Below are 22,265 nucleotides of genomic sequence, written 5' to 3'. Positions count from 1 at the left end.
ACCTGATGTAGCGTAACGGCGAGTTATAACTATCGGCGTAAATACCTGGGTTGTTATTTGGGTCTAAGTGACTATCAGGCTCAGTTTTGGACATTAGTTAATAAGGGAAAGGCGTAGACCGCCAACATGGGGTCTACGCCTAGAGGTTTGTAAGTGGTACCTAAACTCTTGGGTTACATCTTCTTAGGGAAAATGGGGTAAGACTCAGTGCCTAATACTTTGCCATCGACAGCAATGCCATAGTAGTCACTGTCATTATGGTATTTCTCCTGCGTTTGCTTCACATCCCCTTGGCTGCGCGGATCTTGTGGGCGCTCGTGGGAGTTAATGTAAGCTGCAACGTCCCAAGCTTGTTGAGTCGTTAGCTGCATGCTTTTACCAAAAGGCATGTTTTCATATATGAAAAATGCGGCGGTATTAACCCTGTGCATGCCGGCTCCCCAGTTATAACTTTGAGGCCCCCATAATGGCGGCAGCACATAGACGCCCGCCATTGCCTGACCTTGACCATCGGCGCTATGGCAGGTTTGGCAGTGGGCAACATATACGTCTTTCCCGCGCTCTGCTGAATAGGCCAGTTCAGGTTTAGGAATTTCTGGATAGGCTCGACCTGGCAAGTTAGCGCGCTCTTCCATCGTCATCGCTTTGGCTAATGCGTCTGGCAGCGGGAAGTCTTGGCGTTTGCCACCTTTAACTAGCTCGGCGTCGCTTAATTCAGGAACTGGGCCGCTGATTTTCGCCTCGTCCATCAAGCCACCCATGCCTAACCAATAGGAATAGGCAGAAAGAGCGACTAACTCAGGGCTACCCGATGCGGGGGCGGTGCCATTCATGGAATAATTAAAACAGCCCTGAATACGCTCTTCAAAACTGCTGACCTTATCATCTTTTTTGCGGTAAGCAGGATAAGCAAAATAAGCCGCCCAAAGCGGCGAGGCATTGGCTTTACGGCCTGCATCCATATGGCAGTTGGTGCAATTAAGCTCGTTACCGACATATTTATCACGCAGCTGTTGGGTGTTCATAAACAGCTGATATCCCAAACGTACTTTGTCACCAAAGGCGCCTTCGGGAATGTCACTCAAAGGTCTTGGGGTCAGGTAGGTTTGATCCGTTACCTTAGGGAAAGAAGGCAAGGGGGCTTGCTTGTCTGGGCGTTCTTGCGCTGGCTCGGTTGCGGCTTGTGCTTGCAGAGTTAACGGCCCCATAGCGGCCAGTAATAGCATGGTAGAAGATTTCATGTCTGGCTCCTTATTTCAAATTAGCAAAGTAGTTTGCTAAGGCATCGATTTCGGCGGCTGTAAGCTTGTTAGCTACATTGGCCATCATGCCATCGACATCACCTTTGCGGGTGCCAGACTGCCATGCCACTAATTGACTCTTAATATAACTTGCCTGTTGATTGGCTAAGCGGGGAAATAAACCGCCACCGAGCGCTGAAGGGCCATGGCAGGTTACGCAGGCAGGTATGCCTCGTGACCAATCGCCTTGGTTGGCTAAGCGCTGGATATCGTCAGAAAATACTACCTGCTGACCGCGGATAAGGGGCTTAACATCAGTGTCGGGCTTAGCTGAAAAATAATTAGCCACTTGCTCGATACCATCACCTTGCAGCGTCATGGCCATGGCGGTCATGGTCGGATTTTGGCGCACTCCCGCTTGGAAATGCTGTAACTGCAATGAGATATATTCGCTTGATAATCCCGCTAGTCGAGGGCCGAGAGGGTCAATGCCCTCACCTTGCATGCCATGACAAGATACACATAGTTGGGCTGGTTGCGGGATAGTGTCTGTAGGCGCAGCGGCTGCGTAGCCACTATATAGGGTTAAGCCTATCAGGAGGGTTTTCATCTTCATGTTCTATCCTTGAAGAGTTAGGCTTTACACCATAATGATTATTGTTATTTATGTGCTGCTCGCACATAACCCATTTGAATAAAAGTTCACGCTAGCCTTAATCTGCATTAATGGCGTTCGTTCGCTTAATCAACATGGGAGGCGTTTACCTTACCCTTTACACGGGTAAGGCTGCAACTGTTCAAACCCTAGCCATTAAAAACAGTCACCACAAGCAATTGCGCCTGTTCATAACGATTTAGCAAGCTAACTATCAAATAATACAGAAATAGTCGTGCCAACTAGGGCGCTTAAGCTACTTGTCAGTTGGTATCAGGCGTGGAGGATTTCATCCTTGCTTGGGCTTGAGCGCTCCCAGCATAGCTATTTACGCGATTCGCTAAAAAAGTGCCGATTAGTGTAGAATCCTGCGTTTGTGTTGGTCGTGAGGCCATGCCTAATGTGGTTTAACGGCTAACTGCGTGAATACTTGGATTATTGTTAGGGTGTGATTGATGAAAGTTGAAAAATTAGAAAATTATGTGCCCAAGCTGACGGAAGTGGCCACTTGGCACTTTACTGAGTGGCATGACTTGTATCCAGGCAGCACGCTGGCAGATTTTGTTAACGATCTACATAACTGTTTAAATGACGACGCAGTGCCAAGCACTTGGGTGCTGGTGGATGGTGATGAAGTGGTGGGGAGCGCGTCGATTTTAACTCAAGATATGACGACTCATCCTGAGCTATCCCCTTGGCTCGCTAATGTATTTATTAAACCTGAGTATCGCGGTAAGCGCCTTGGCAGCATCTTGATAAACGAAGTTATGCGCATCGCTGCCGATAAGGGTTTAGACCTGCTGCACTTATTTACTGAAGATCAGCGTGAGTTTTATGAAAAGCTCGGCTGGCAAGCCATTAAGCAAGAGCGCTATCAGCATGCGGAGGTCACTATCATGGCCATTAATCTTAATGAGCGCCGCGCGCAAGTCGCTTAATTACTGCCGCTAATTCATCTGGTGCAGCAACCTTGCTTGGTTGCTGTCATTTCCCCCTTCTTTGTTTATCACCCTTTTCCCAGCGTGTAGCGTTAGCGCTCGACATTTTTTAATTTCATTCGCGGCTAAAAGTTCATAAGTTATTCACGCTGCGCATTTTTTACACTATATTTGTAGCCTATTATTAGAGCGTTATGATGGCTGTTAGCTGTAAGCGGCGTGCCGCTCTAACGCAGGCGCGAGTGACACACGGACGGGTGTTTACGTAAAAATTTCCACCGAATGCAAACATAGTTAATAAACACTAACGAGGTTTACCACCATGGGCATGATGAAAGAATTCAAAGAATTTGCAGTCAAAGGCAATGTAGTCGATATGGCGGTCGGTATTATTATTGGCGCGGCCTTCGGTAAAATTGTCACTGTGTTAGTGTCTGGTGTCATCATGCCGCCAATTGGGGTGTTATTGGGCGGGGTTAATTTTTCTGACTTAGCGTGGGTGGTCAAAGAGGCGGCGGGAGACGCGCCTGCTGTGGTCATTAGTTACGGCGCCTTTATTCAAACTGTGCTCGATTTTATGATTGTGGCCTTCGCGATTTTTATGCTGGTCAAAGTCATTAATAAATTAAAAAGAAAAGCGGAAGAGGCTCCAGCCGCGCCAGCGGCACCATCGGCGCAAGAGGTGTTACTGACTGAAATCCGCGATTTATTGAAATCTAAATCGTAACTGGATGAAGCGATTTCAGCTAAACAAGGCGCCAATGATGGCGCCTTTTTATTAACGGCTACAGGCTCGCAAATAATGGATGTTATTGATTTGTTGACTATTTGGTCGGCAATTGTCATTCTCCATTAGCCATACTGAGAGTTTGGTTAGGGTAAACCGCGCCAATGAGTGAGCGGCTAAAGAGTGATGACAGGCGGTAAAAGGAATGATGTTTGGGTATGTATTTAGGTAATGACAATGAACAGCAGCGAATCATTAGTCGTGGTTGAGCATGACACTTGTCATGAGTGTGATTTACGGGTTGCCATCCCACCTTTGCAAGTGAATCAAAAGGCGCTGTGCCCGCGTTGTGGTTTTTTGCTGGCGGCTAAACGGCGCAATGCCTTAAACCGTATGTTGGCCTTTGCGCTGACGGCGTTGATTTTTTTAGCCTTGTCGCTGCCATTTCATTTTATTTCGTTTAAATCTAGCGGCTTAGAGAATGAGATAAAGATGCTAGATAGCGTGACCATTTTAATCAGTAGTGGCTATGGTTTTTTGGCCGTGATTGAAGTGATTACCGTGTTGTTAATCCCTATGCTGGTCTTAATCAGCCTAATGTATGTGACCTTATCGCTAAAGTTAGGCCGCATGCCATGGCAAGGGCGCGAGATTATGGCGCTTATTTACCGCTTGCTCCCTTGGAATATGGCAGAGATTTTTCTGGTGGGTACCTTAGTTAGCTTGGTTAAGATTATTTCCCTTGCCGACATTCATTTGGGGCCGTCGTTTTTTGCCTTCATTTTGTTTTCTATTTCGATGACGGCGACCTTACTGCATATTGATAAGCGCTCGTTTAATCAGGCATTTGCCTCTTGCGCGGCGGCAGCTAATGACAATCACTCGAGTGCAATTATTACAGCCTCTGTTCCTCATGCGCCGGTGCAACCCAGCCTGTCGATTCAGCGCACTTGGGCATTAATCATCACTTCTATCTTGTTATATATCCCGGCCAATATCTTGCCGATTATGAATACGCGGCTGTTAGGGCAAGACGATCCGAGCACTATCATCGGCGGGGTGTTGCTATTGTGGCATCACGGCTCTTATCCAATCGCTATGGTGATTTTTGTGGCGAGTGTGATGGTGCCTATTATCAAAATACTGGTACTGATTTGGCTTAATTACAGCGTGCAAACCGGCGCGTTTCGCTACGCCAAGCAGCGTATTCGTTGGTATCGCTTGGCGGAATTTGTGGGGCGTTGGTCGATGATAGATATCTTTGTGGTGATCATTTTGGCGAGCTTAGTGCAGCTAGGCAATGCCATGAGCATAGTGCCAGGCTCGGCTACTTTTGCCTTTGCTGCGGTGGTGATAGTGACTATGTTGGCCGCCATGAGTTTTGAACCTAAATTAATTTATAACGATAAGGTTGGCTATGAACCTAGATAAGCAAATGGACGCTGACATTAAGCCAGTTAGAGGCATATCTGCCATCTGGTTTGTGCCCATAGTTGCGCTTTTGATTGGTGTTTGGATGGTGTATTACCACTTAAGCCATCAAGGGCCTGCCATCACCATTTATTTTGATTCTGCCGAAGGCATGGAAGCTGGCAAAACTAAAATTAAATCCCGTTACGTTAATATCGGTGAAGTAGAAAGCATTCGTCTCAATGAAGAGGGCGATGGGGTGAATGTCACCGCGCGGCTCGCTAAAAGCGCTGAAAAAATGCTGGTGGAAGACACTAATTTTTGGGTGGTCACCCCTAAAATCACCTTGGCTGGGGTATCTGGCTTAGATACCTTAATTTCAGGGGTATATATTGAGCTTGCGCCCGGTGCTTCTAAAAAATCCGCCGATACTTATACCGCGCTCGAATCTGCCCCTATTACTCCCAAAGGCACGCCAGGCTTACATTTAACCCTTAATAGTAATAAAGAATTTGATTACGCTAAGGGGGATCCCATCATTTATAAAGGCTTAACTGTGGGTCAGATTGATGATGTGTTTTTTAACATTGAGCAGCGGGTAGTTTACTACAACGCCTTTATTAACGCGCCATATCATGAGTTGATTACTAGTAATACCCGCTTTTGGGATGCAAGCGGCTTAACTGTCTCTCTTAATGCCGAAGGCATAAGTGTTAATACCGGCAATGTTGAAACCATGCTCACCAATGGCGTGACCTTTGATGTGCCAGATGGCATGCCGCTTGGCGACAAAATTACTGAACGTACTGATTTTGATATTTATCAAGATTATCTTAGCGCCAGTAACGCCAGATATACGCAGTCGCTGCCTTACGTCATGCTAGTGAATGACAGTATTCGTGGTCTCAATGTTGGCGCGCCAGTGGAGTATCGCGGCGTGCAAATTGGACAAGTCACAGCCGTGAACTTGGGCAGCGTTGATCCTAAGGAGCTTTATAACGATGCCATTAGTATTCCGGTATTGATTAACTTAAACCCTGGGCGCGTGGGCTTACCTGATACTCAGCAAGGGGCTGAGATAATGAATGAACAAAACATAAATTGGGTGAAAAGTGGCCTGCGGGCGAGCTTAAAAACTGGCAATGTGCTGACGGGAAGCTTGTTTGTCGACTTGCAGCATTTTGATTTACCTAAGCTTAAAGAGATAGCTAGCTATAAAGGCTATGCGGTTATTCCAACCGTGAAAAATGAGTTCTCGCAGATCACCGACAAATTTGGTCAGTTGGTGGATAAAATCAATCGTCTGCCCATCAATGATATGGCGACCAATGCCAATGCCACGCTCACCAATGCTAATACGACCTTAGCCAATGCTTCGGCCTTGTTGGTGGATTTACAGCGCAGCACCAATAGCTTAGATAAGCTGTTAACCGCAGCCGATCAGCAGCAATTAATCCAAGAGTTAACCGCCACCCTTGAAAATATCTCGCGTTTAAGTGGCGACTTCTCCCAAGGCTCGACAGGTTACGAGCAATTGCAGCAAGGCATACAAAGCATCTCGGATGTTATGTATGAATTAAAACCGCTGTTAGAGCAGCTAAAACATCAACCCAACGGGCTCATCTTCGATTCTGGGACTGAGCATTTAGAACCGAAAAAACATCCTGAGGTGACTCAATGATTAGCCGATTATCCGCAGGAGTGGCACGCTGTTGCCCAATAAACCTGAGTGCGATTAAGCAGAACGTTAAGAGTCAGCGCGCCGCCTTAATGTTGCTGGCTCTCAGTAGCTTACTGCTTGGCTGCAGTTCAAGCGCTGAGCCTAAAACCACCAGTTATTACTTACTAAATACCCAAGCATCATTACTACCTAGCGATGGCGTTAATGCTGCAAATCAATTAAGCGTCGCCGATAAAGCGCAAGTGCGCCCTAAGGTAGTGGTAGCTGTGAGCTTAGCTAAGTATTTGGCTGAGCCGTATTTAGTGATGCAAATCGATAAGCATAAAATCCATTACGCCAGTTTTCATATGTGGGCTGAGCCGCTGATAGATAGCACCCGCAAAGCGCTGCTAAGCGATCTTAATGGCTTAAGCGCAAGTGGTGACAAAGGCTATGACTTTGTGGTGCAAACGCGCACTAACACTAAAGTTAACGCCAATGCTCAAGCGCCAACGCCTGTGCTTAAGGTGCAGATAGATTATTTTCATGTGACCAATCAATCTACCGTAGTGCTTTCTGGCCGTTACCAGTATTTGCAAGGGGATGATGAGTTAGATCAAGTGTTTGCGTTTGAAGCTAAAGTGCCAGCTGATGGCTATTCACCCTCAGTTGCTGTGATGCGCCAGTTAGTCAATCAGTTAGCTGCGCAGATCACGGCCAGCATTTAGGGTGGGTTTGTTTGGTTAAATCAGTCTCGCCTTAACGTAACAAGGCGAGACTGATATCAAAAGAGCAGATGAACATTAGCCTTTGTTCTGATGGCTATTATGGGTCTTAGTTAAGCGGCTCATAATTGGCAATACAGCCAAGGCGATAAGGGTGCACGCTAGGGCGGCAATCCCAAGCTTATTGAACAAACTGGTGTAGATGGGCAAGGTTTCTAGCGGGTTAGTTAAGCCTTGTGGCACGCTGGCAAAGTTAGCGACAACTCCGCCTAAGTATTGTGAAATACCCGATGCCACAAAGTAGGCACCCATCATAAAACCACCCATGCGCTCAGGCACGTAGCGGGCAATCATAGCTAGCCCTAAACCACTGACTAATAGCTCGCCTAATGAATACGAGCCATAGCCCCAAATCATTACCCAAGATGAGGTTTTGCCATTAATGGCATAGTTGCCGGCAATGCTATAAATAAAGAAACCTAAGGCCACGACGGCAAAGCCTAAGGCAAATTTAGCCGCAATGGAAATATCCTTATTATTCTTGCCGCCCCAGGTATAAGCCCAAGCCAGCACAGGGCTTAGGATCATGATCCAAATCGGGTTTAATGCTTGGAACTGCGCCGGTGACCAAGTCCATAAATGGGTGCCAAAGACCACAAAATCCCAATCGACATTACGTAGAGCAAATAGCGCTAATGAGGTCGACATTTGCTGGTAAAAAATAAAGAAGAATACGGTTTGTATGGTGAGTACCAGTGCAGCAATAAGGCCCGCGCGTTCATTGGCATGGCTGCTACGAATAAGGTGAATGAAGATAGCAAGCACGGCAATGCCAGCGCTATAAACAAATATCCGCGCGACCATTTCATATTCAAGAATGATGGCCGACATAGCCACTGCAATCAATGAACAGCCCAGCACCATGGTTAATTTACGGGTATTAACTGGGTGTAAATCGGGCTCAGAGCCATAGGCCGCTAAGCTTTGGCGCATGACTAAATAGTTGCTGATACCGACAATTAAACCGATAAAGCACACAGAGAAGGCAGCATGCCAGCCATAACCATTGCCATAGGTGTTGTTGACATAATCCTTGATTAACGGGGTGAGCAACATGGAAAAAGTCGAGCCAATATTGACGGCCATGTAGTAGATGGTAAAGGCACTATCGATTTTAGAATCATCACCATCGTAAATCTTACGCACTAAGTTACCGGCATTAGGTTTAAATAGCCCGTTACCTACCACAATCACGCCAAGGGCGGAAAATAGGAACCAAGTATTTTCAGAGGGGACTGCCATTAAGGCATAACCTAAGGTGAGAATGACGGCGCCTATGATCATAGTGCGCTTAGTGCCCAGCACTTTATCGCCGACCCAGCCACCAATGGCGGGAGATACGTAAATTAATGCGGCGCAGGCACTCCACACTAAGTTGGCGCGGCTATCTTCAAAGCCAAGGCGCTCGACCATAAAGTACACTATGAGCGCTTGCATGCCGTAGAATCCGAAACGCTCCCACATTTCGATCAATGACACTGTCATGAATGACTTGGTCTGACTTACTGTAACAGCCTTAGTTGTCATCGTGATTTCCCATCAGAGAGGTTTATTGGATTAAATATAGTGTGCGGCATGGCTTCAACCAACCGGACTTTTAGGCATGTTACAGGCCATTGCAGCGAGAATTTAATTAAATCTTGTTGAAGTCTCCTTATGGACTGGCCTTATGGGGGAAATTTAGCATTTTGTTCTGGTGCTGGCGCGCATCCATTATGGCGATGATTGCGCTATTGAGAGTGGAACAAGTGTGAGCTATTTTTTGAATTTGTTTTTTCACAGCGTGGCAATTGTTTAATGAAAGCTAACTGAGGTTGGCGGTTAAATATTTGATATATCATTAGCTTATACATTATGGCTGTAAGTGTGATACTTTCTATACAATACCCTTGCTGCTTATCGGTTTTTGTCTAGGCAGAATGGGACTATGCTGTAGAAGCTTAATAATTAACAGGAGTCGTTATGATAGCCGTTGGACAAAAGTTACCTGAAGGTGTGTTAGCTGAATTATCTGCAGAAGGTATGACTCAGCACCAAGTGCGTGAACTCTTTGCGGGTAAACGCGCTGTGTTATTCGCTGTGCCTGGTGCATTTACTCCGACATGCTCTGAAACTCACTTACCTGGGTATGTAGTGTATGCCGACCAGCTTAAGGCCAAAGGCGTAGATTTGATTGCTTGTGTATCAGTCAACGATGCCTTTGTGATGCGTGCTTGGGGCAAGGCTAATAACGCTGAAGCGCTCACCATGTTAGCTGATGGCGATGGTAGCTTCGCTAAGTCACTGGGTCTTACCATGGAAACCGCTGGTTTTGGTGGCACCCGTTCGCAGCGTTATGCCATGGTGATTGATAATGGTGTGGTGACAGCCTTGTTTGTTGAACCAGAAAAACAGTTTGGGATCAGTAGCGCTGAGGCAGTATTGGCCACGCTATAGATTTGTTAAGGTTCAAAAAATGCCCAGCTAAGCTGGGCATTTTTGTATCAGGGATTAATCTTGGCAATCAATCGTCAATATATTGAGTTTGACTGAGCGGTAAATGAATCTTAGCCAATAAGCCGCCATGCTCACGATTACTGAGTTCCACTTGGCCATTATGAATATCAATAATACGTTTGATAATGGCGAGTCCTAGGCCTGAACCTGTGGTGTTGCTGCGCGCGCTATCGCCGCGAGTAAAAGGTTCAAATAGCTTAGGGATATCGCTATTGGCTATGCCGCCGCCATTATCTTCGATAGTAAATTCAATGGCATCATCAAGCTGGCGCGATTCTATTTTGACCCAGCCATTGCCATATTTAATGGCGTTTTCAACTAAGTTGGCAATCACCCGCTTAATGGCTATGTCATTCATGGGTACGTCTTGGCAAGGCGAGAGCTTAAGCTCAATGTGTATTCGACCCGCTTCCGCCGCCGCCACATCTTCCAATAAACGATTGATAGAATGCGCTTCGCGTTTGACCGCTAAGTCTTGGCGCACGTAGGAAATAAATTGATCGATAATGGCGTCCATATCTTCGATGTCATTGACTATGCCATCTTTAAGATATTGATCTTCCTCAACCATCATTTCACTTGCCAGCCGAATACGGGTAAGGGGCGTGCGCAAATCATGGGAAATCCCCGCCATTAACAAGGCTCTATCTTGCTCTAGCTGGCGCATGCTTTGCGCCATGTGGTTAAAGGCGTTGGTCACTTCAATCAATTCAGTGGAGCCACTTAACGGCAGAGTTTCAGGAAAGCGCCCTTTAGATACTGAAATAGCGGCTTTTTGTAAGCGCCTTAGTGGCCGATTTTGTTGACGGGCAAACCACCAACCGCCAAAGACACTGAGGCCGCCAATCACGATTAAATACAGTAATAAGGGCGACAGCTCTAACTCATTAAAGTCAGATAAGGGCACCTTAATCCATACCGAAGGAGCTTGTGGCGGCTTGATCCAGATTTGAAACGAGCGCCCTTGGGCGACACGCACTTCGGCTTCACCGCCTAAGTATTCTGACATTTGCGCGGATAGCAGCTGATAAGAAGTGGCTTTATCGACACCGGCCAGCACAGCATCTTTTTGGTTATAAATCTGCATGCCATTATCTTTGACCTTGGCATTGAGAGCATCGGTCAAAGTTAAGTTTTCGCGGCCAATCTCGACCCCTTCGGCAAACAGCATATGGACTTGGCGAGCAATCAATTGATTGATTTGCTGATAGCTAGGTTTAATAAAATAAACCGCGACCGTGATATAAGACACTACTTGATTGATTAACAGCAAAAAGGCTATCAATACAAATATTTGGCTAAAAGCGCTGCGGGGTAGCCAGCGCCGTAATTTAGCTAAACTCATTTGGTTTTGCTGCCATCCGGAACGAACACATAACCTAGACCCCAGACAGTCTGTATGTATCTTGGGCTGGTCGGATCCACTTCGATAAGACGGCGCAGCCGCGATACTTGCACGTCAATGGAGCGCTCTAGCGCTGAATAATCACGCCCGCGGGCTAAGTTCATCAGTTTATCGCGGGATAACGGTTCACGCGGATGCTTAACTAGCACTTTAAGCACGGCAAATTCACCACTGGTGAGCGGAATATTGGTTTCGCCTTGGAACATTTCGCGGGTCGCAAGATTCAAGGTAAATTCGCCAAAGGTGACCAGCTCTTCTTGCTGGGTCGGCGCGCCCGGAACATCTTGTACGCGCCGGCGCATTACGGCATTAATCCGCGCCAGTAATTCACGTGGATTAAATGGCTTGGGCAGGTAGTCATCGGCGCCTAATTCTAGGCCGATAATGCGGTCAACTTCATCGCCCTTGGCAGTGAGCATGACGATAGGTAAGTTATTGCCTTGCTGGCGTAAACGGCGACAAATAGATAATCCATCTTCGCCCGGCAGCATAAGATCTAAAACCATTAAATGGAAATTTTCGCGGGCCAATAAACGATTCATCTGTTCGGCGTTGGCGGCGCTACGCACTTGAAAACCTTGCTCTAATAAATAGCGTTCTAATAATCCGCGCAGGCGCATGTCATCATCAACGATCAAAATTTTAGATGTTTCTTGTCCCATGATAGTACCCATATTGGTGTAACCGCTTGGCAAATAGTGTGCCACACAAAGCGAACTCATAATGCTGCAAATATACAGACACTAGGAGTTAAGTACCAATACTGGAAAGAAAATTACCCAAACTGTTTGCATTAACTTGGCAGCCCTAAGGCTGCCATTAAGCGCTGGCCTGTTTTTTACGTTTAAATAGCATCAATAACGGCACTAAGGCCAAGTATGAAAACATAATAAAACCGAAGGTATAAACAAAGGCTAGCAAGGTTGATTGTTGCTGCAGCAATTGGGTGATTTGAGCAATAAAGCTTGGGTCAGTAATGCTGGTGTGGTGCGCCATTGCCGCTTGTTGCAATAGGGGATTAGTCGGTGATAACTCGGCGCCTAAGCTGTGCCATTGCTCTTGCTGGGTACGGCTAAAGTAGGTGTTTACAATGGAAATACCAAAAGAGCCGCCTAAGGTGCGACAAAGGTTAAATACCACGGCGCCGCTAACAGTATCGTTTTTGCTTAAGGTGGCATACGCGAGCTGACTTAACGGCGCAAAGACTAAGCCCATGCCAGCGCCTTGAATGATAGAGGGCAGTAATATCCAATGCAGATCAATTGCCATGGAATACTGCATCATAAAGTAGGTGCCTAAGGCATTGAGTAATAAGCCTATGGCAATCAGCATACGTGGATCGAGTCTATCCATATAACGCGCTAAGGCTAATAACACTATGGCCGAGGTGAGTCCGCGCGGCGCCATGACAAAGCCTGTGGCCTCAACTGGGTAGTTGAGCAATTGCTCGAGCATCATAGGTTGCAACTGAGTGATGCCAAACATGCCCATAGAAAAGCCTGCCATCAATAAGCATGACACAGCTAAGTTGCGATCTTTAAGTAGCCACATGGGCGCTATCACGCCTTTAGTGAGCCAAGATCTTGCCAAAAAGAAAATCCACGCGCACACGCTTATGATGGTGGCAAACAGAATTAGATTCGAGCTAAACCAACCTTCTTCATTGCCTCTGTCTAACACCATTTGCAGCAAACCTATGCCGATAGCCATACCAAATACTAACGGCCAATCGACGCTAGTTTTACCGCGACCATCGAGTTTAACGAAAAAATACAGTAGGGATAAACACAAGATACCTATGGGTAAATTGACATAGAAAATCCAGCGCCAATCCATGTTCTCTGTGATAATGCCGCCAAGTGTCGGCCCTAAAATCGGGCCAAGTAATACGCCAACGCTAAAGAGTGCCATGGCTTTACCGCGCTCATTGGCTGGGTAAATTTGTACCATGATAGATTGCGATAAAGGGATTACCGACGCGCCAAACGCGCCCTGCATTATCCTAAATATCACCATTTCTGCGAGTGAGTCGGCTTGGCCGCATAAGGCTGAGCTAATCACAAAGCCTGATACTGAAACGAGTAATAGCCGGCGTAAGCCAATTTTTAGCGATAAATAGCTGGCAATCGGAATAAAAATGGCTTCAGCCATAGAGTAAGAGGTGAGTACCCAAGTCACTTGCTCAGAGGTCACGCCGAGGGCGCCCATCATTTGCGGCAGCGCGACGTTAGCGATGGTCATGTCGAGCAGCACCATGATGGCCGAAAGCATCACGGCCAAAGTCACCATAGTGCGAGTGTTTTTGGGTAATACGGTACTGGCAGTGTCAGCACTCATTACTTGGCCGCTACAGCTAAGGTATCAACAGTCACAGTGGCGCTCGCCCCAGCGCGCAGCGCGGGTTTATCGGCCAACGAGAGAAACTTAATTTTAACCGGGAAGCGCTGCGGTACTTTAACCCAGTTACCAGTGGCATTTTCAGGGGGCAATAATGAGAACGATGAACCGCTGGCAGGTGAAATGGCTTCTATCACCCCTTGATAGGTTACATCTGGGTACATATCCACCACGATATTGGCCGGCATGCCCACGGTTAATAGCCCAACTGTGGATTCTTTATAGTTGGCTTCAACCCAAAAAGTGTCTGATTCCACCAGTGGCATCATAGATAAGCCAGGGGAAACCACGCTGCCAGGACGCACAGACACATCGCCTAAATAGCCATCATGGGGCGCCATGATATTGGTATAAGACAAATTGAGTGTGGCTTGGCTTAAGGCGGCTGCTGCTTGCTTAACTTGTGGCGCTTCATCGCCCTTGGCGCCTTGCTGAGTGATTAATTGGCTCATTTTAGCGCGCGCCGCCTCAAGATTAGTTTGGGCACTCGCAAGCTGAGCTTTAGCATTGTCAGCATCTTGTTGGGGCAATAAGGCTTGATTTACTAAGTCTATGGTGCGGCGATAATTCTTTTGAACATCAGTCAGATTGGCATCGGCCGCGCGGACATTGGCACTAGCGGCAAGAATGGCGTCATCGGTCGCTTTGTTATTTTGCGCGGCAATCTCGTACACGGCTTTGGCTTGCGCTAATTGAGCTTCAAACGGCGCAGGATCGATTTGTACCAGTAAGTCGCCTTTATTGACTTGCTGATAATCTTGTACATCCACTGCTTGGATTTTGCCGCTTAATTGGGGCGCCACATATAAGATATTGGCGTGAATATAAGCATCATCTGTGGATGGATAGGTTTTTTGATGTTGGATATAAAAGTAACCCGCGGCGATAAAGGCAAGGATGATGACAACTAATACGAACAAGTTGCGTCCTTTATTGGAGCTCGCGCTTGCACTGTCGGCGGAATTGTCGTTGGTAGTTGGCATGATGATCCCTAAATTTTTAAGCTATCTGAGCGTAGAAATAGCAAATATCAGCCTAGTTTAGGAGTTAATTTTTGGCAACATTGGCCCAAAACCCTTGAAGATTAACATAATTTTAACCGCTGGTTTGGCGCTATAAACTCACTCTTAAGGGCAATTTCTCTCAGAAATTGTGAGCCACCGCCCCTTGTTCGGTCTCTAAGGTTTTTTCCTGTAGGAGGCTATTTATACTGGTGCCGAATTTTCAGGAGGGAAGAAGTTATGTGGAAAAAATTAGCGCTGGTATGGGTAGTAGTATCGGCAGGTTCTTCATCAATAGCGCTGGCTTCATCAACCGGAATGCGACCTATGCCAGTGGCAGGTGCGCCTCTTGGTTATATCATTCATAACCCTTATGAAAATGCCCCATTAACCGCCTTAGTGACCTTAGATGGTCATCATATTTCGGACGTTAACGTTAAAGTGCATAAGAAAGGCGAACAAGGCGTAGATATTTCCTATGCTGTGGCCGATATGCGCGTGCTGGATGAAGGTGGCGTGCCGATCTTTGGTTTATACCCAGATCATTACAATAAATTCACTATTAGCTGGCAAGAAAATGGTGAAGCTAAGCAGCACGATTATCGCTTGATGACCCCAGATGTTGATATGGGCTTTTCTGAAAGCCAGTGGGCCAAAGCGCCCTCGGTTGACGTTAAGCAGGTCGATGCTGACTTTAAAGACAGATTATATTTCGTCAACTGGACTAACCCAGACGGTAAGGCCGCGCCATTAATGCACAATAATCCCACCGCGCCCGGCGCATTTTCGTGGGACGGAAAGCCGGGCTTCTTTATCATTGATACCGCTGGCGATATTCGCTGGTACATGAATCCTTATACCACCCACGATGCTAGCCGTTACGATGGCGCCGGTTATGCCATGGGCATGAACGTGACCGCGGAAGGCAACATGGTATGGGTGCAAGGGCAGACGTGGAAGCAAATGACCTTGATGGGTCGCATGGTGTCATCGCACCGTTTGCCGGGTAACTTTATTGATGCCTCCCATGAAGGCATTCAAGTGGAAAACGGTAATTTCTTATTAAGAGTAGCGGCCAAAAACTACCGCCGCGCCGATGGTGTCATGGTTAATACCGTGCGCGATCAGATTATCGAAGTGGATGCGAGCGGTAAGCTGGTGGACTACTGGGATCTCAACACTATTTTAGATCCTATGCGTGACGCGGCCCTTTTGTCGCTAGATGCTGGCGCCGTGTGTTTAAACATAGACATTACTCAAGCAGGCAAGCAATCATCCGCTCGCGATCTGCGCACTGCGCCTATGGGCGACATTCATGGGGTTGAAACTGGCCGCAACTGGGCTCACGTTAATTCTATCGATTACGATCCTAAAGATGACAGCATTATTATTAGCTCGCGCCATCAATCGGCCGTGATTAAAATTGGCCGCGATAAGCAAGTTAAATGGATTTTAAGTCCATCTCGCGGCTGGAATGACGCCTTAGCCACTAAGCTGCTAACCCCAGTTGATGCTGATGGCAAAGTGATTAACTGCACAGTGCGCGGCATGTGTGCTGGCAGCGAGTTTGACTTTGTCTATACCCCGCATACTGCCTATAAAGTTGATGAAAAGGGCACGTTTACCGTATTTGATAATGGCGATGGTAGGTATCTTGCCCAGCCTATGTTCCCCACTGGTAAGTATTCGCGCGCGGTGGAATATAAGATTGATGAAGACAAGATGACTGTCGAGCAAGTGTGGCAATACGGTAAAGATGAGCTAGGTTACGATGGCTATTCGCCAGTGACTTCTATCGTTAAATATCAAGCCGATAAAGACAGCATCATGAGCTACTTTGCTTCAGCAGGTTTATTTGGTTTAGGTGGCGGTTACGGCAACATGAAGCTCGATGAAACCACAGGTAAAGTGCACTCTATTTTGGTTGAACATAGATATGGTGAAACCAAACCTGCGGTGCGCATAGATATCAAAAGCCACGATATGTTTGCGACCGGTTATCGCGCCCAGGTTATCCATCCTGAACAAATGCTTAAATAAACTAAGCGCACTAAATTAAGCTCACTAAAACTTACCACTGGCCTAGTTCACTTTGATAGGCTGGTGGGAAAGTGTTTGGCTTGCGGTTATTGCCTCCTTAAATTTGCGGCGTTTTATAACGTTTATTCCTTATGCGCAGCGCCAGAGCTTAAATTAACACCCTAGGTTTCAATGCTATCGATTTCATCGCCCAATCTATTTGTCTCAATATTTATCTATTCAGCGCTAAAACTTCCCGAGCTAATACCCCTAACTAAATGTCTTGCGACTCTGATAAGTTGAATTACTCACTTTCCTAAAGTGATTGGTATAAACTAGCCGCAGCTGACATTCCGCTTTAATAGCTCGAGTAGCACAAGATAAACTGCTTGGTCGAGAGTGAGATCAAAACAACATGAAAGCACACCTGATTACTCGCAAGGGCTGGCAAACCTTAGATACCGAACTTAAGTATCTGTGGAAGCAATATCGTCCAGAGATCACCCTAAAAGTGCAAGAGGCAGCGGCGCAGGGCGATCGCTCAGAGAACGCTGATTACACTTATAACAAACGCCTGTTAAGACAAATAGATAGCCGAGTTCGTTATCTAGTGAAGCGTCTTGAAGAATTAAAGATTGTCGATTATTCCCCCCAACAAGATGGCAAGGTATTTTTTGGTGCCTACATTGAACTTGAGAACGAACAAGGGGATGTGGTGCGTTACCGCATAGTCGGCAAAGATGAGCTCGATACTAAATTAGGTTATATCACCATCGACTCGCCTATGGCTCGCGCCTTAATTGGCAAGCAAGTCGATGATGAAGTGCAAGTAAACACGCCTTTGGGCTTGAAACTTTGGTATGTCAATGCCATCCAATATCAAGCATTTACTGATTAGTTTACGGTTAAGTTTCACGCTTATGGTATCGTGCCGCTAGCGCTGAGCTTAACCCAAGAGATATGACAGAAGTTGACTATGCATAATATTGCTCTACAAATCGCCCAAGAACTGAATGTTCGTGAACAACAAGTACTCGCCACTATCGCCTTATTAGATGATGGCGCGACTGTGCCCTTTGTGGCGCGTTATCGTAAAGAAGCAACTGGCGGCTTAGATGATAGCCAGCTGCGTACTTTGCATTCACGCTTAGGTTATTTGCGGGAGTTAAATGATAGACGTCAGGTCATTTTGGCCAGCATTGAAGCCCAAGGGCAGTTAAGCGCTGCACTGCGCAGTGCCATTGATAGCGCTGATAGTAAGACGCGTCTTGAAGATTTATACCTGCCGTTTAAGCCTAAGCGTCGCACTAAAGGCCAGATTGCTATTGAAGCTGGCTTACTGCCGCTGGCTGACAGTCTGCTTGCTGATCGCGCTGGCGATATTAATGAGCGTGCGCGCGCCTATGTCAATCTAGAGGCTGGCTTTAGTGACGAAAAAGCAGTGCTTGAAGGCGCACGTTATATTTTGATGGAGCGCTTTGCAGAAGACGCTGAGCTACTGCTGTCTATCCGTAATCACTTGCAACAGGAAGCCGTGATTAAAAGCCAAATGGTGGCCGGTAAAGAAAAAGAAGGCGCTAAGTTTCGCGATTACTTTGAACATCAAGAAGCCATTAGCAAGGTGCCATCCCATCGCGCGCTGGCTATGCTGCGCGGTCGCAATGAAGGCGCGTTATCACTGGCCATGCAGGCCGACAGTCAAGGTGATGGCGCTGCAATTTGTGAGCACATCATTCTTGATCGTTTGCAGTTGAACTTAGGCAAAGGCGAAGTGGATACTTGGCTGCGCACTGTCGTTACTGCCACGTGGCGAATTAAAATCGCGCTGCAAATGGAAAACGAATTTATTACCCGCATGCGTGAGCAAGCGGAAGCTGAAGCCATTAAAGTGTTTGCCCGCAATCTTAATGATTTGCTGATGGCACCACCGGCTGGCGCTAAAGCGACTATGGGGCTAGATCCTGGTCTGCGCACAGGCGTTAAAGTGGCGATTGTTGATAACACCGGCAAGCTTGTGGGTCATACGGTTATTCACCCTCATGCGCCGCAAAATCAGTGGGAAAAGTCAGTTCGCAGCTTAGGCAACTTAGTCAAAATGCATAAGGTGGAATTGATTGCTATTGGTAATGGCACGGCTTCCCGCGAAACCGACAAACTGGCCGCCGAAGTGATTGCTTATGTGAAAGAAACTCACGCTAACGTCACTAAAATCATGGTGTCAGAGGCGGGCGCTTCTGTGTATTCAGCATCAGAACTGGCCTCAGCGGAATTCCCTGATCTTGATGTCACTATTCGCGGCGCAGTATCTATTGCCCGTCGCCTGCAAGATCCATTGGCTGAATTAGTTAAGATTGAGCCTAAAGCTATTGGTGTTGGTCAATATCAGCATGATGTGAGCCAAAGCCAGTTATCGGCTTCGCTAGAAGCCGTGGTTGAAGATTGCGTAAACCATGTGGGCGTTGACGTAAACATGGCATCCGCGCCGTTATTGGCGCAAGTCGCTGGTTTAAATAAAACCTTAGCTAAAAACTTAGTGAGCTATCGCGATGAGCACGGCCAGTTTAGCGATCGTAAGTCGCTACTTAAGGTGCCACGCTTAGGCCCTAAGGCCTTTGAACAAGCCGCGGGTTTCTTGCGTTTACACGGCAATAACCCGTTGGATGCTTCCGGAGTTCATCCAGAAACCTATAGCGTGGTTGAACATATCGCTCGTCATCATCAAGTGCCTGTCGAGCAGCTTATTGGCAACAGTGAGTTATTGGCAAAAGTTGATGCCAACGCTTTTGTGACGGCAAACTTTGGTTTACCGACCATTAGCGACATCATTAGCGAGCTTGAAAAGCCTGGCCGCGATCCGCGCGGTGAGTTTAAAACCGCTCACTTTAAAGAAGGGGTGGAAGAACTTAAAGATCTTAAGTTGGATATGATCTTAGAGGGCGTAGTCACTAACGTGACTAACTTTGGCGCCTTTGTGGATGTCGGTGTTCATCAAGATGGTTTAGTGCATATTTCGTCATTGACCGATAAGTTTGTCTCAGATCCGCACACCGTTGTGAAAGCGGGTGATGTGGTTAAAGTAAAAGTAATGGAAGTGGATATTGAGCGTCGCCGTGTTGGTTTAAGCATGCGCCTTGATGAAAAAGCCAATACTGCAGCTAAGCCAACCTCTAAGCCAGCCGCTAAAACTAGCGGTCAGCCAAAAGCGGCAAAACAGCCTAAGCAAGCTAATGCTGCCATGGGTAATGCCTTTGCTGATGCTTTTGCCAAGCTTAAGAAAAACTAAGATGTATTGCGCTTATTGAGCACTTTAAAAAAACCGGCATTGCCGGTTTTTTTATGGCTTAAGCATGCACATCAAACTCATTAACTGCTGGGCTTGCCTGATTAAGCTGATAGGTGTTCTGCACATGTTGGCGCACCAACGGAATTAAATGGCTCGCAAGTTTAGGTGGCGTTAGCTGGTTCGCGAAGTAGCTCACTGGTGTTTTGGCCGGCTTAATTAAGTCGCGCCGGCTGAGGGCGGGTTTAGTGACAAATCGTTTGGGCGGCAGTTTTTCAGCTACAGTTGGTGCTTGCTGAACATTGGCTTGTTCTTGCTGGCCTTGTTTGCCTTGATGTTGCTGTTTTTCTTGAATGCTTAACGGCTGCGGCGACTTATCATATTGATTAAGCGGCCGCTCATTTGCTGATGGAGTAGCTTGCTGCGGTGGCAGTAATGGCGGTTTTTGCAGATTATCAACCCGAGCTAACTCAGTTCCCACATTAGTCGTGGAAAGCGGAACATGAGGATAGTGGGTTACCGACTGCATAAGGCCTCCTGCCTGCGATTTTGATTAAAGCATAATCCTAAACGGCCGATAAAGACAATTAGCCTTGAGAGTTAGCCGGCAACTGCTTAATCCACTCATGGATCACCGCCACAAATTCTTGTGGGTGTGAAATAAACGGGCCGTGGGAAGCTTTATCAAACACATGATCACTAAATTGTGGCTGCTGCGGCATTAAATCCACCACACCTTTAGGCACTAAGCCATCGAGTTTGCCCCATAACCTTAACCATGGGCGTTCAATTTCTTGGGTCTGCGCGCGAATATCTAGGCTCGCTAACCAATCTAGTCCCACTTCAAGCGCCGCCAGTTGCGGCAGCGGTCGCGCTAATACTTGCTCTTTTATCTGTTTAATATCGGTTTTGGCGCTGGCAGAGCCCATGGCTTGAATGGCTAAGAAACGCTCGATAGTGAGGGATAAATCTAACTCAAGTTGGCGGTGAAATAAGCTCAGCACTTGTGGTTTTATCCCCGGCCAATCTTGCTCTGCTTGAGCTAAAAAGCATGGTGATGACGCCACGGTAATTAAGCCTTGGTAATGCTGAGGATGTTGATGCACCAGTAAACTCGCTAGCAGGCCGCCTAACGACCAACCCAAGATAATGGCATTGCTTGGCATTACGGCTTGTAATTGTTCTAACCACACATTTAACTCGTTACTCGTGAGCTGGCTATGGCCAAAGCCCGGCAGGTCAATTAAATGCACTTTATACTGAGACAATTGCGCCACTAAGGGCATAAATACGCCGCTATTGACTCCCCAGCCATGCAATAACACTAGATTTGGGCCTTCACCTATTATGTTGACAGCAAGCGGGCAAGATACAGGCAGAGTCACGGCGAATTCCTTGGTTTATGTGGGGTTTGAGGGCGGAGTTATCAGTGCGACAATCACTTCACTATTATTGGCGCCAGTATTGGCACAAGTTCACCCATACAAGTTTAGTGCGCGCTGTCGTTGCCCCTGTGCTTGCCAGTTTACCCAACCGCTGCCTCTTGTGTCATCAAGCAATTGCCCATCCCGGCAAAGGCTTATGCGGATTTTGCTTGCAGGCGTGTTTATATCAGCAAGAGACATGCTTAGGCTGCGGCAGGCAGTTAACTTGCAGTAGCGATTTTTGCGGGAGTTGCCAGCGCTTGCAGCCTGCTCGGATAGTCGCGCCCATGAGTTACCACACCTTACTTGGCCCTTGGGTGGCCGCAATTAAATATCGCCGGCAGTTTGTGGCCATTCCACCGTTATGCAAAGCCTTGTTAATACGGGTTAATCACTTATTAGCTTTAGGGTATGTTAGGCCGGTGCAAGCACTAATTCCTGTGCCTTTGCATCCTAATCGATTAAAGGCGCGCGGGTTTAATCAGGCGCGGGTGATTGCAACTGAGCTTGGAGCGATAAGCGGTTTGCCAGTGCTCACTGACATACTTGTGAGAGTGCGTGATACCTTGCCGCAAGCGGGCTTAGATGGTCGGCAGCGTCGCCATAATATGCAGCATGCTTTTATGCTTAAGCAGTGCCCCGCAGTGTTTAGTGTAGCGCTGATTGATGATGTGGTTACTACCGGTGAAACTGTACGTGAAATTATTACCCTACTTGAGGCGGAAGGCATTTTGGTGCAAGTCTGGTGTCTTGCACGCGCCGAAGCTCCTGAGCTAAGTGCTCGCTAACTTGGTAAGTGTTGCTAGCTAATACTCTAAAGGCTTAAC

At 47.1% G+C, this 22,265-nt stretch carries 19 protein-coding genes; 10 read left to right on the top strand and 9 right to left on the bottom strand.

Going from position 1 to position 22,265, the window contains the following annotated elements; genetic code table 11:
- Positions 1–173: 173 nt before the first annotated feature.
- On the bottom strand, positions 174–1,241 hold the full coding sequence (locus FJQ87_RS00335) for a c-type cytochrome (RefSeq protein WP_140929997.1): 1,068 nt from the start codon (positions 1,239–1,241) through the stop codon (positions 174–176).
- A 10-nt stretch (positions 1,242–1,251) separates the two neighbouring features.
- Positions 1,252–1,857: a c-type cytochrome gene (locus FJQ87_RS00330; protein WP_140929996.1), complete on the bottom strand. Its 606-nt coding sequence runs from the start codon at positions 1,855–1,857 to the stop codon at positions 1,252–1,254.
- Between the two features lie 494 nt (positions 1,858–2,351).
- Between FJQ87_RS00330 and FJQ87_RS00325 the strand changes: the two genes are divergently transcribed.
- The 5 genes from FJQ87_RS00325 (at position 2,352) to FJQ87_RS00305 (ending at position 7,359) form a co-directional block, all read left to right on the top strand.
- Positions 2,352–2,834, top strand: coding sequence for a GNAT family N-acetyltransferase (locus FJQ87_RS00325; RefSeq protein ID WP_140929995.1), 483 nt, complete (start codon positions 2,352–2,354; stop codon positions 2,832–2,834).
- A 322-nt stretch (positions 2,835–3,156) separates the two neighbouring features.
- On the top strand, positions 3,157–3,561 hold the full coding sequence (gene mscL / locus FJQ87_RS00320; RefSeq protein WP_140929994.1) for a large-conductance mechanosensitive channel protein MscL: 405 nt from the start codon (positions 3,157–3,159) through the stop codon (positions 3,559–3,561).
- A gap of 237 nt (positions 3,562–3,798) precedes the next feature.
- A complete protein-coding gene (locus FJQ87_RS00315) occupies positions 3,799–4,992 on the top strand; it encodes a paraquat-inducible protein A (RefSeq protein WP_240778783.1) in 1,194 nt (397 codons plus the stop codon).
- Positions 4,979–6,652, top strand: coding sequence for an intermembrane transport protein PqiB (pqiB, locus tag FJQ87_RS00310; RefSeq protein ID WP_140929992.1), 1,674 nt, complete (start codon positions 4,979–4,981; stop codon positions 6,650–6,652). Before FJQ87_RS00315 ends, pqiB begins: the two co-directional genes overlap by 14 nt.
- Positions 6,649–7,359, top strand: coding sequence for an ABC-type transport auxiliary lipoprotein family protein (locus FJQ87_RS00305; protein WP_140929991.1), 711 nt, complete (start codon positions 6,649–6,651; stop codon positions 7,357–7,359). Before pqiB ends, FJQ87_RS00305 begins: the two co-directional genes overlap by 4 nt.
- A gap of 75 nt (positions 7,360–7,434) precedes the next feature.
- On the opposite strand, the gene FJQ87_RS00300 is transcribed toward FJQ87_RS00305, so the two are convergent.
- Positions 7,435–8,943, bottom strand: a complete 1,509-nt coding sequence (locus FJQ87_RS00300; RefSeq protein ID WP_140929990.1) for an oligopeptide:H+ symporter — start codon at positions 8,941–8,943, stop codon at positions 7,435–7,437.
- Positions 8,944–9,378: 435 nt separating this feature from the next.
- Between FJQ87_RS00300 and FJQ87_RS00295 the strand changes: the two genes are divergently transcribed.
- A complete protein-coding gene (locus tag FJQ87_RS00295) occupies positions 9,379–9,852 on the top strand; it encodes a peroxiredoxin (protein WP_140929989.1) in 474 nt (157 codons plus the stop codon).
- A gap of 67 nt (positions 9,853–9,919) precedes the next feature.
- On the opposite strand, the gene envZ is transcribed toward FJQ87_RS00295, so the two are convergent.
- From envZ to FJQ87_RS00275, 4 genes are all read right to left on the bottom strand, one after another.
- Complete coding sequence (envZ, locus tag FJQ87_RS00290) at positions 9,920–11,257, bottom strand: two-component system sensor histidine kinase EnvZ (protein WP_140929988.1); 1,338 nt, start codon at positions 11,255–11,257, stop codon at positions 9,920–9,922.
- Entirely contained in the window at positions 11,254–12,024 is a 771-nt protein-coding gene (ompR, locus tag FJQ87_RS00285; protein WP_276613151.1) for a two-component system response regulator OmpR, read from the bottom strand. Before ompR ends, envZ begins: the two co-directional genes overlap by 4 nt.
- Positions 12,025–12,136: 112 nt before the next feature.
- Positions 12,137–13,654 (bottom strand): DHA2 family efflux MFS transporter permease subunit, encoded by a 1,518-nt coding sequence (locus FJQ87_RS00280; protein ID WP_140929987.1) that lies wholly within the window; start codon positions 13,652–13,654, stop codon positions 12,137–12,139.
- Positions 13,654–14,697 carry an HlyD family secretion protein gene (locus FJQ87_RS00275; protein ID WP_140929986.1) on the bottom strand — a complete coding sequence of 348 codons (1,044 nt, stop codon included), beginning with the start codon at positions 14,695–14,697 and terminating at the stop codon, positions 13,654–13,656. Before FJQ87_RS00275 ends, FJQ87_RS00280 begins: the two co-directional genes overlap by 1 nt.
- Positions 14,698–14,955: 258 nt before the next feature.
- Here FJQ87_RS00275 and FJQ87_RS00270 point away from each other — a divergent pair, with 258 nt between their 5' ends.
- From FJQ87_RS00270 to FJQ87_RS00260, 3 genes are all read left to right on the top strand, one after another.
- Entirely contained in the window at positions 14,956–16,755 is a 1,800-nt protein-coding gene (locus FJQ87_RS00270) for an aryl-sulfate sulfotransferase (protein ID WP_140929985.1), read from the top strand.
- A 394-nt stretch (positions 16,756–17,149) separates the two neighbouring features.
- Positions 17,150–17,632 carry a transcription elongation factor GreB gene (gene greB, locus FJQ87_RS00265; RefSeq protein WP_140929984.1) on the top strand — a complete coding sequence of 161 codons (483 nt, stop codon included), beginning with the start codon at positions 17,150–17,152 and terminating at the stop codon, positions 17,630–17,632.
- A 78-nt stretch (positions 17,633–17,710) separates the two neighbouring features.
- Positions 17,711–20,017: a Tex family protein gene (locus FJQ87_RS00260; RefSeq protein ID WP_140929983.1), complete on the top strand. Its 2,307-nt coding sequence runs from the start codon at positions 17,711–17,713 to the stop codon at positions 20,015–20,017.
- 58 nt (positions 20,018–20,075) lie between these two features.
- Here FJQ87_RS00260 and FJQ87_RS00255 read toward each other — a convergent pair whose 3' ends face one another.
- Together FJQ87_RS00255 and bioH are read right to left on the bottom strand one after the other, a co-directional pair.
- On the bottom strand, positions 20,076–20,543 hold the full coding sequence (locus FJQ87_RS00255; protein WP_140929982.1) for a hypothetical protein: 468 nt from the start codon (positions 20,541–20,543) through the stop codon (positions 20,076–20,078).
- 58 nt (positions 20,544–20,601) lie between these two features.
- Positions 20,602–21,399 carry a pimeloyl-ACP methyl ester esterase BioH gene (gene bioH / locus FJQ87_RS00250; protein ID WP_140929981.1) on the bottom strand — a complete coding sequence of 266 codons (798 nt, stop codon included), beginning with the start codon at positions 21,397–21,399 and terminating at the stop codon, positions 20,602–20,604.
- A 44-nt stretch (positions 21,400–21,443) separates the two neighbouring features.
- Between bioH and FJQ87_RS00245 the strand changes: the two genes are divergently transcribed.
- The gene (locus FJQ87_RS00245) at positions 21,444–22,226 is read left to right on the top strand and encodes a ComF family protein (protein WP_240778782.1); all 783 of its coding nucleotides are present in this window, start codon (positions 21,444–21,446) and stop codon (positions 22,224–22,226) included.
- The last annotated feature ends 39 nt before the right edge of the window (positions 22,227–22,265 follow it).

The organism is Shewanella sp. SNU WT4, assembly GCF_006494715.1.
In the GTDB taxonomy this organism is placed as follows: Bacteria; Pseudomonadota; Gammaproteobacteria; order Enterobacterales; family Shewanellaceae; genus Shewanella.
This window is presented reverse-complemented; position numbering and strand designations above follow the sequence as displayed.

What these genes read in the sequence shown, in the direction of transcription:
- FJQ87_RS00335 (WP_140929997.1), bottom strand. Translation starts at nt 1,241, where the DNA reads ATGAAATCTTCTACCATGCTATTACTGGCCGCTATGGGGCCGTTAACT.
- FJQ87_RS00330 (WP_140929996.1), bottom strand. Translation starts at nt 1,857, where the DNA reads ATGAAGATGAAAACCCTCCTGATAGGCTTAACCCTATATAGTGGCTAC.
- FJQ87_RS00325 (WP_140929995.1), top strand. Translation starts at nt 2,352, where the DNA reads ATGAAAGTTGAAAAATTAGAAAATTATGTGCCCAAGCTGACGGAAGTG.
- mscL (WP_140929994.1), top strand. Translation starts at nt 3,157, where the DNA reads ATGGGCATGATGAAAGAATTCAAAGAATTTGCAGTCAAAGGCAATGTA.
- FJQ87_RS00315 (WP_240778783.1), top strand. Translation starts at nt 3,799, where the DNA reads ATGAACAGCAGCGAATCATTAGTCGTGGTTGAGCATGACACTTGTCAT.
- pqiB (WP_140929992.1), top strand. Translation starts at nt 4,979, where the DNA reads ATGAACCTAGATAAGCAAATGGACGCTGACATTAAGCCAGTTAGAGGC.
- FJQ87_RS00305 (WP_140929991.1), top strand. Translation starts at nt 6,649, where the DNA reads ATGATTAGCCGATTATCCGCAGGAGTGGCACGCTGTTGCCCAATAAAC.
- FJQ87_RS00300 (WP_140929990.1), bottom strand. Translation starts at nt 8,943, where the DNA reads ATGACAACTAAGGCTGTTACAGTAAGTCAGACCAAGTCATTCATGACA.
- FJQ87_RS00295 (WP_140929989.1), top strand. Translation starts at nt 9,379, where the DNA reads ATGATAGCCGTTGGACAAAAGTTACCTGAAGGTGTGTTAGCTGAATTA.
- envZ (WP_140929988.1), bottom strand. Translation starts at nt 11,257, where the DNA reads ATGAGTTTAGCTAAATTACGGCGCTGGCTACCCCGCAGCGCTTTTAGC.
- FJQ87_RS00280 (WP_140929987.1), bottom strand. Translation starts at nt 13,654, where the DNA reads ATGAGTGCTGACACTGCCAGTACCGTATTACCCAAAAACACTCGCACT.
- FJQ87_RS00275 (WP_140929986.1), bottom strand. Translation starts at nt 14,697, where the DNA reads ATGCCAACTACCAACGACAATTCCGCCGACAGTGCAAGCGCGAGCTCC.
- FJQ87_RS00270 (WP_140929985.1), top strand. Translation starts at nt 14,956, where the DNA reads ATGTGGAAAAAATTAGCGCTGGTATGGGTAGTAGTATCGGCAGGTTCT.
- greB (WP_140929984.1), top strand. Translation starts at nt 17,150, where the DNA reads ATGAAAGCACACCTGATTACTCGCAAGGGCTGGCAAACCTTAGATACC.
- FJQ87_RS00260 (WP_140929983.1), top strand. Translation starts at nt 17,711, where the DNA reads ATGCATAATATTGCTCTACAAATCGCCCAAGAACTGAATGTTCGTGAA.
- FJQ87_RS00255 (WP_140929982.1), bottom strand. Translation starts at nt 20,543, where the DNA reads ATGCAGTCGGTAACCCACTATCCTCATGTTCCGCTTTCCACGACTAAT.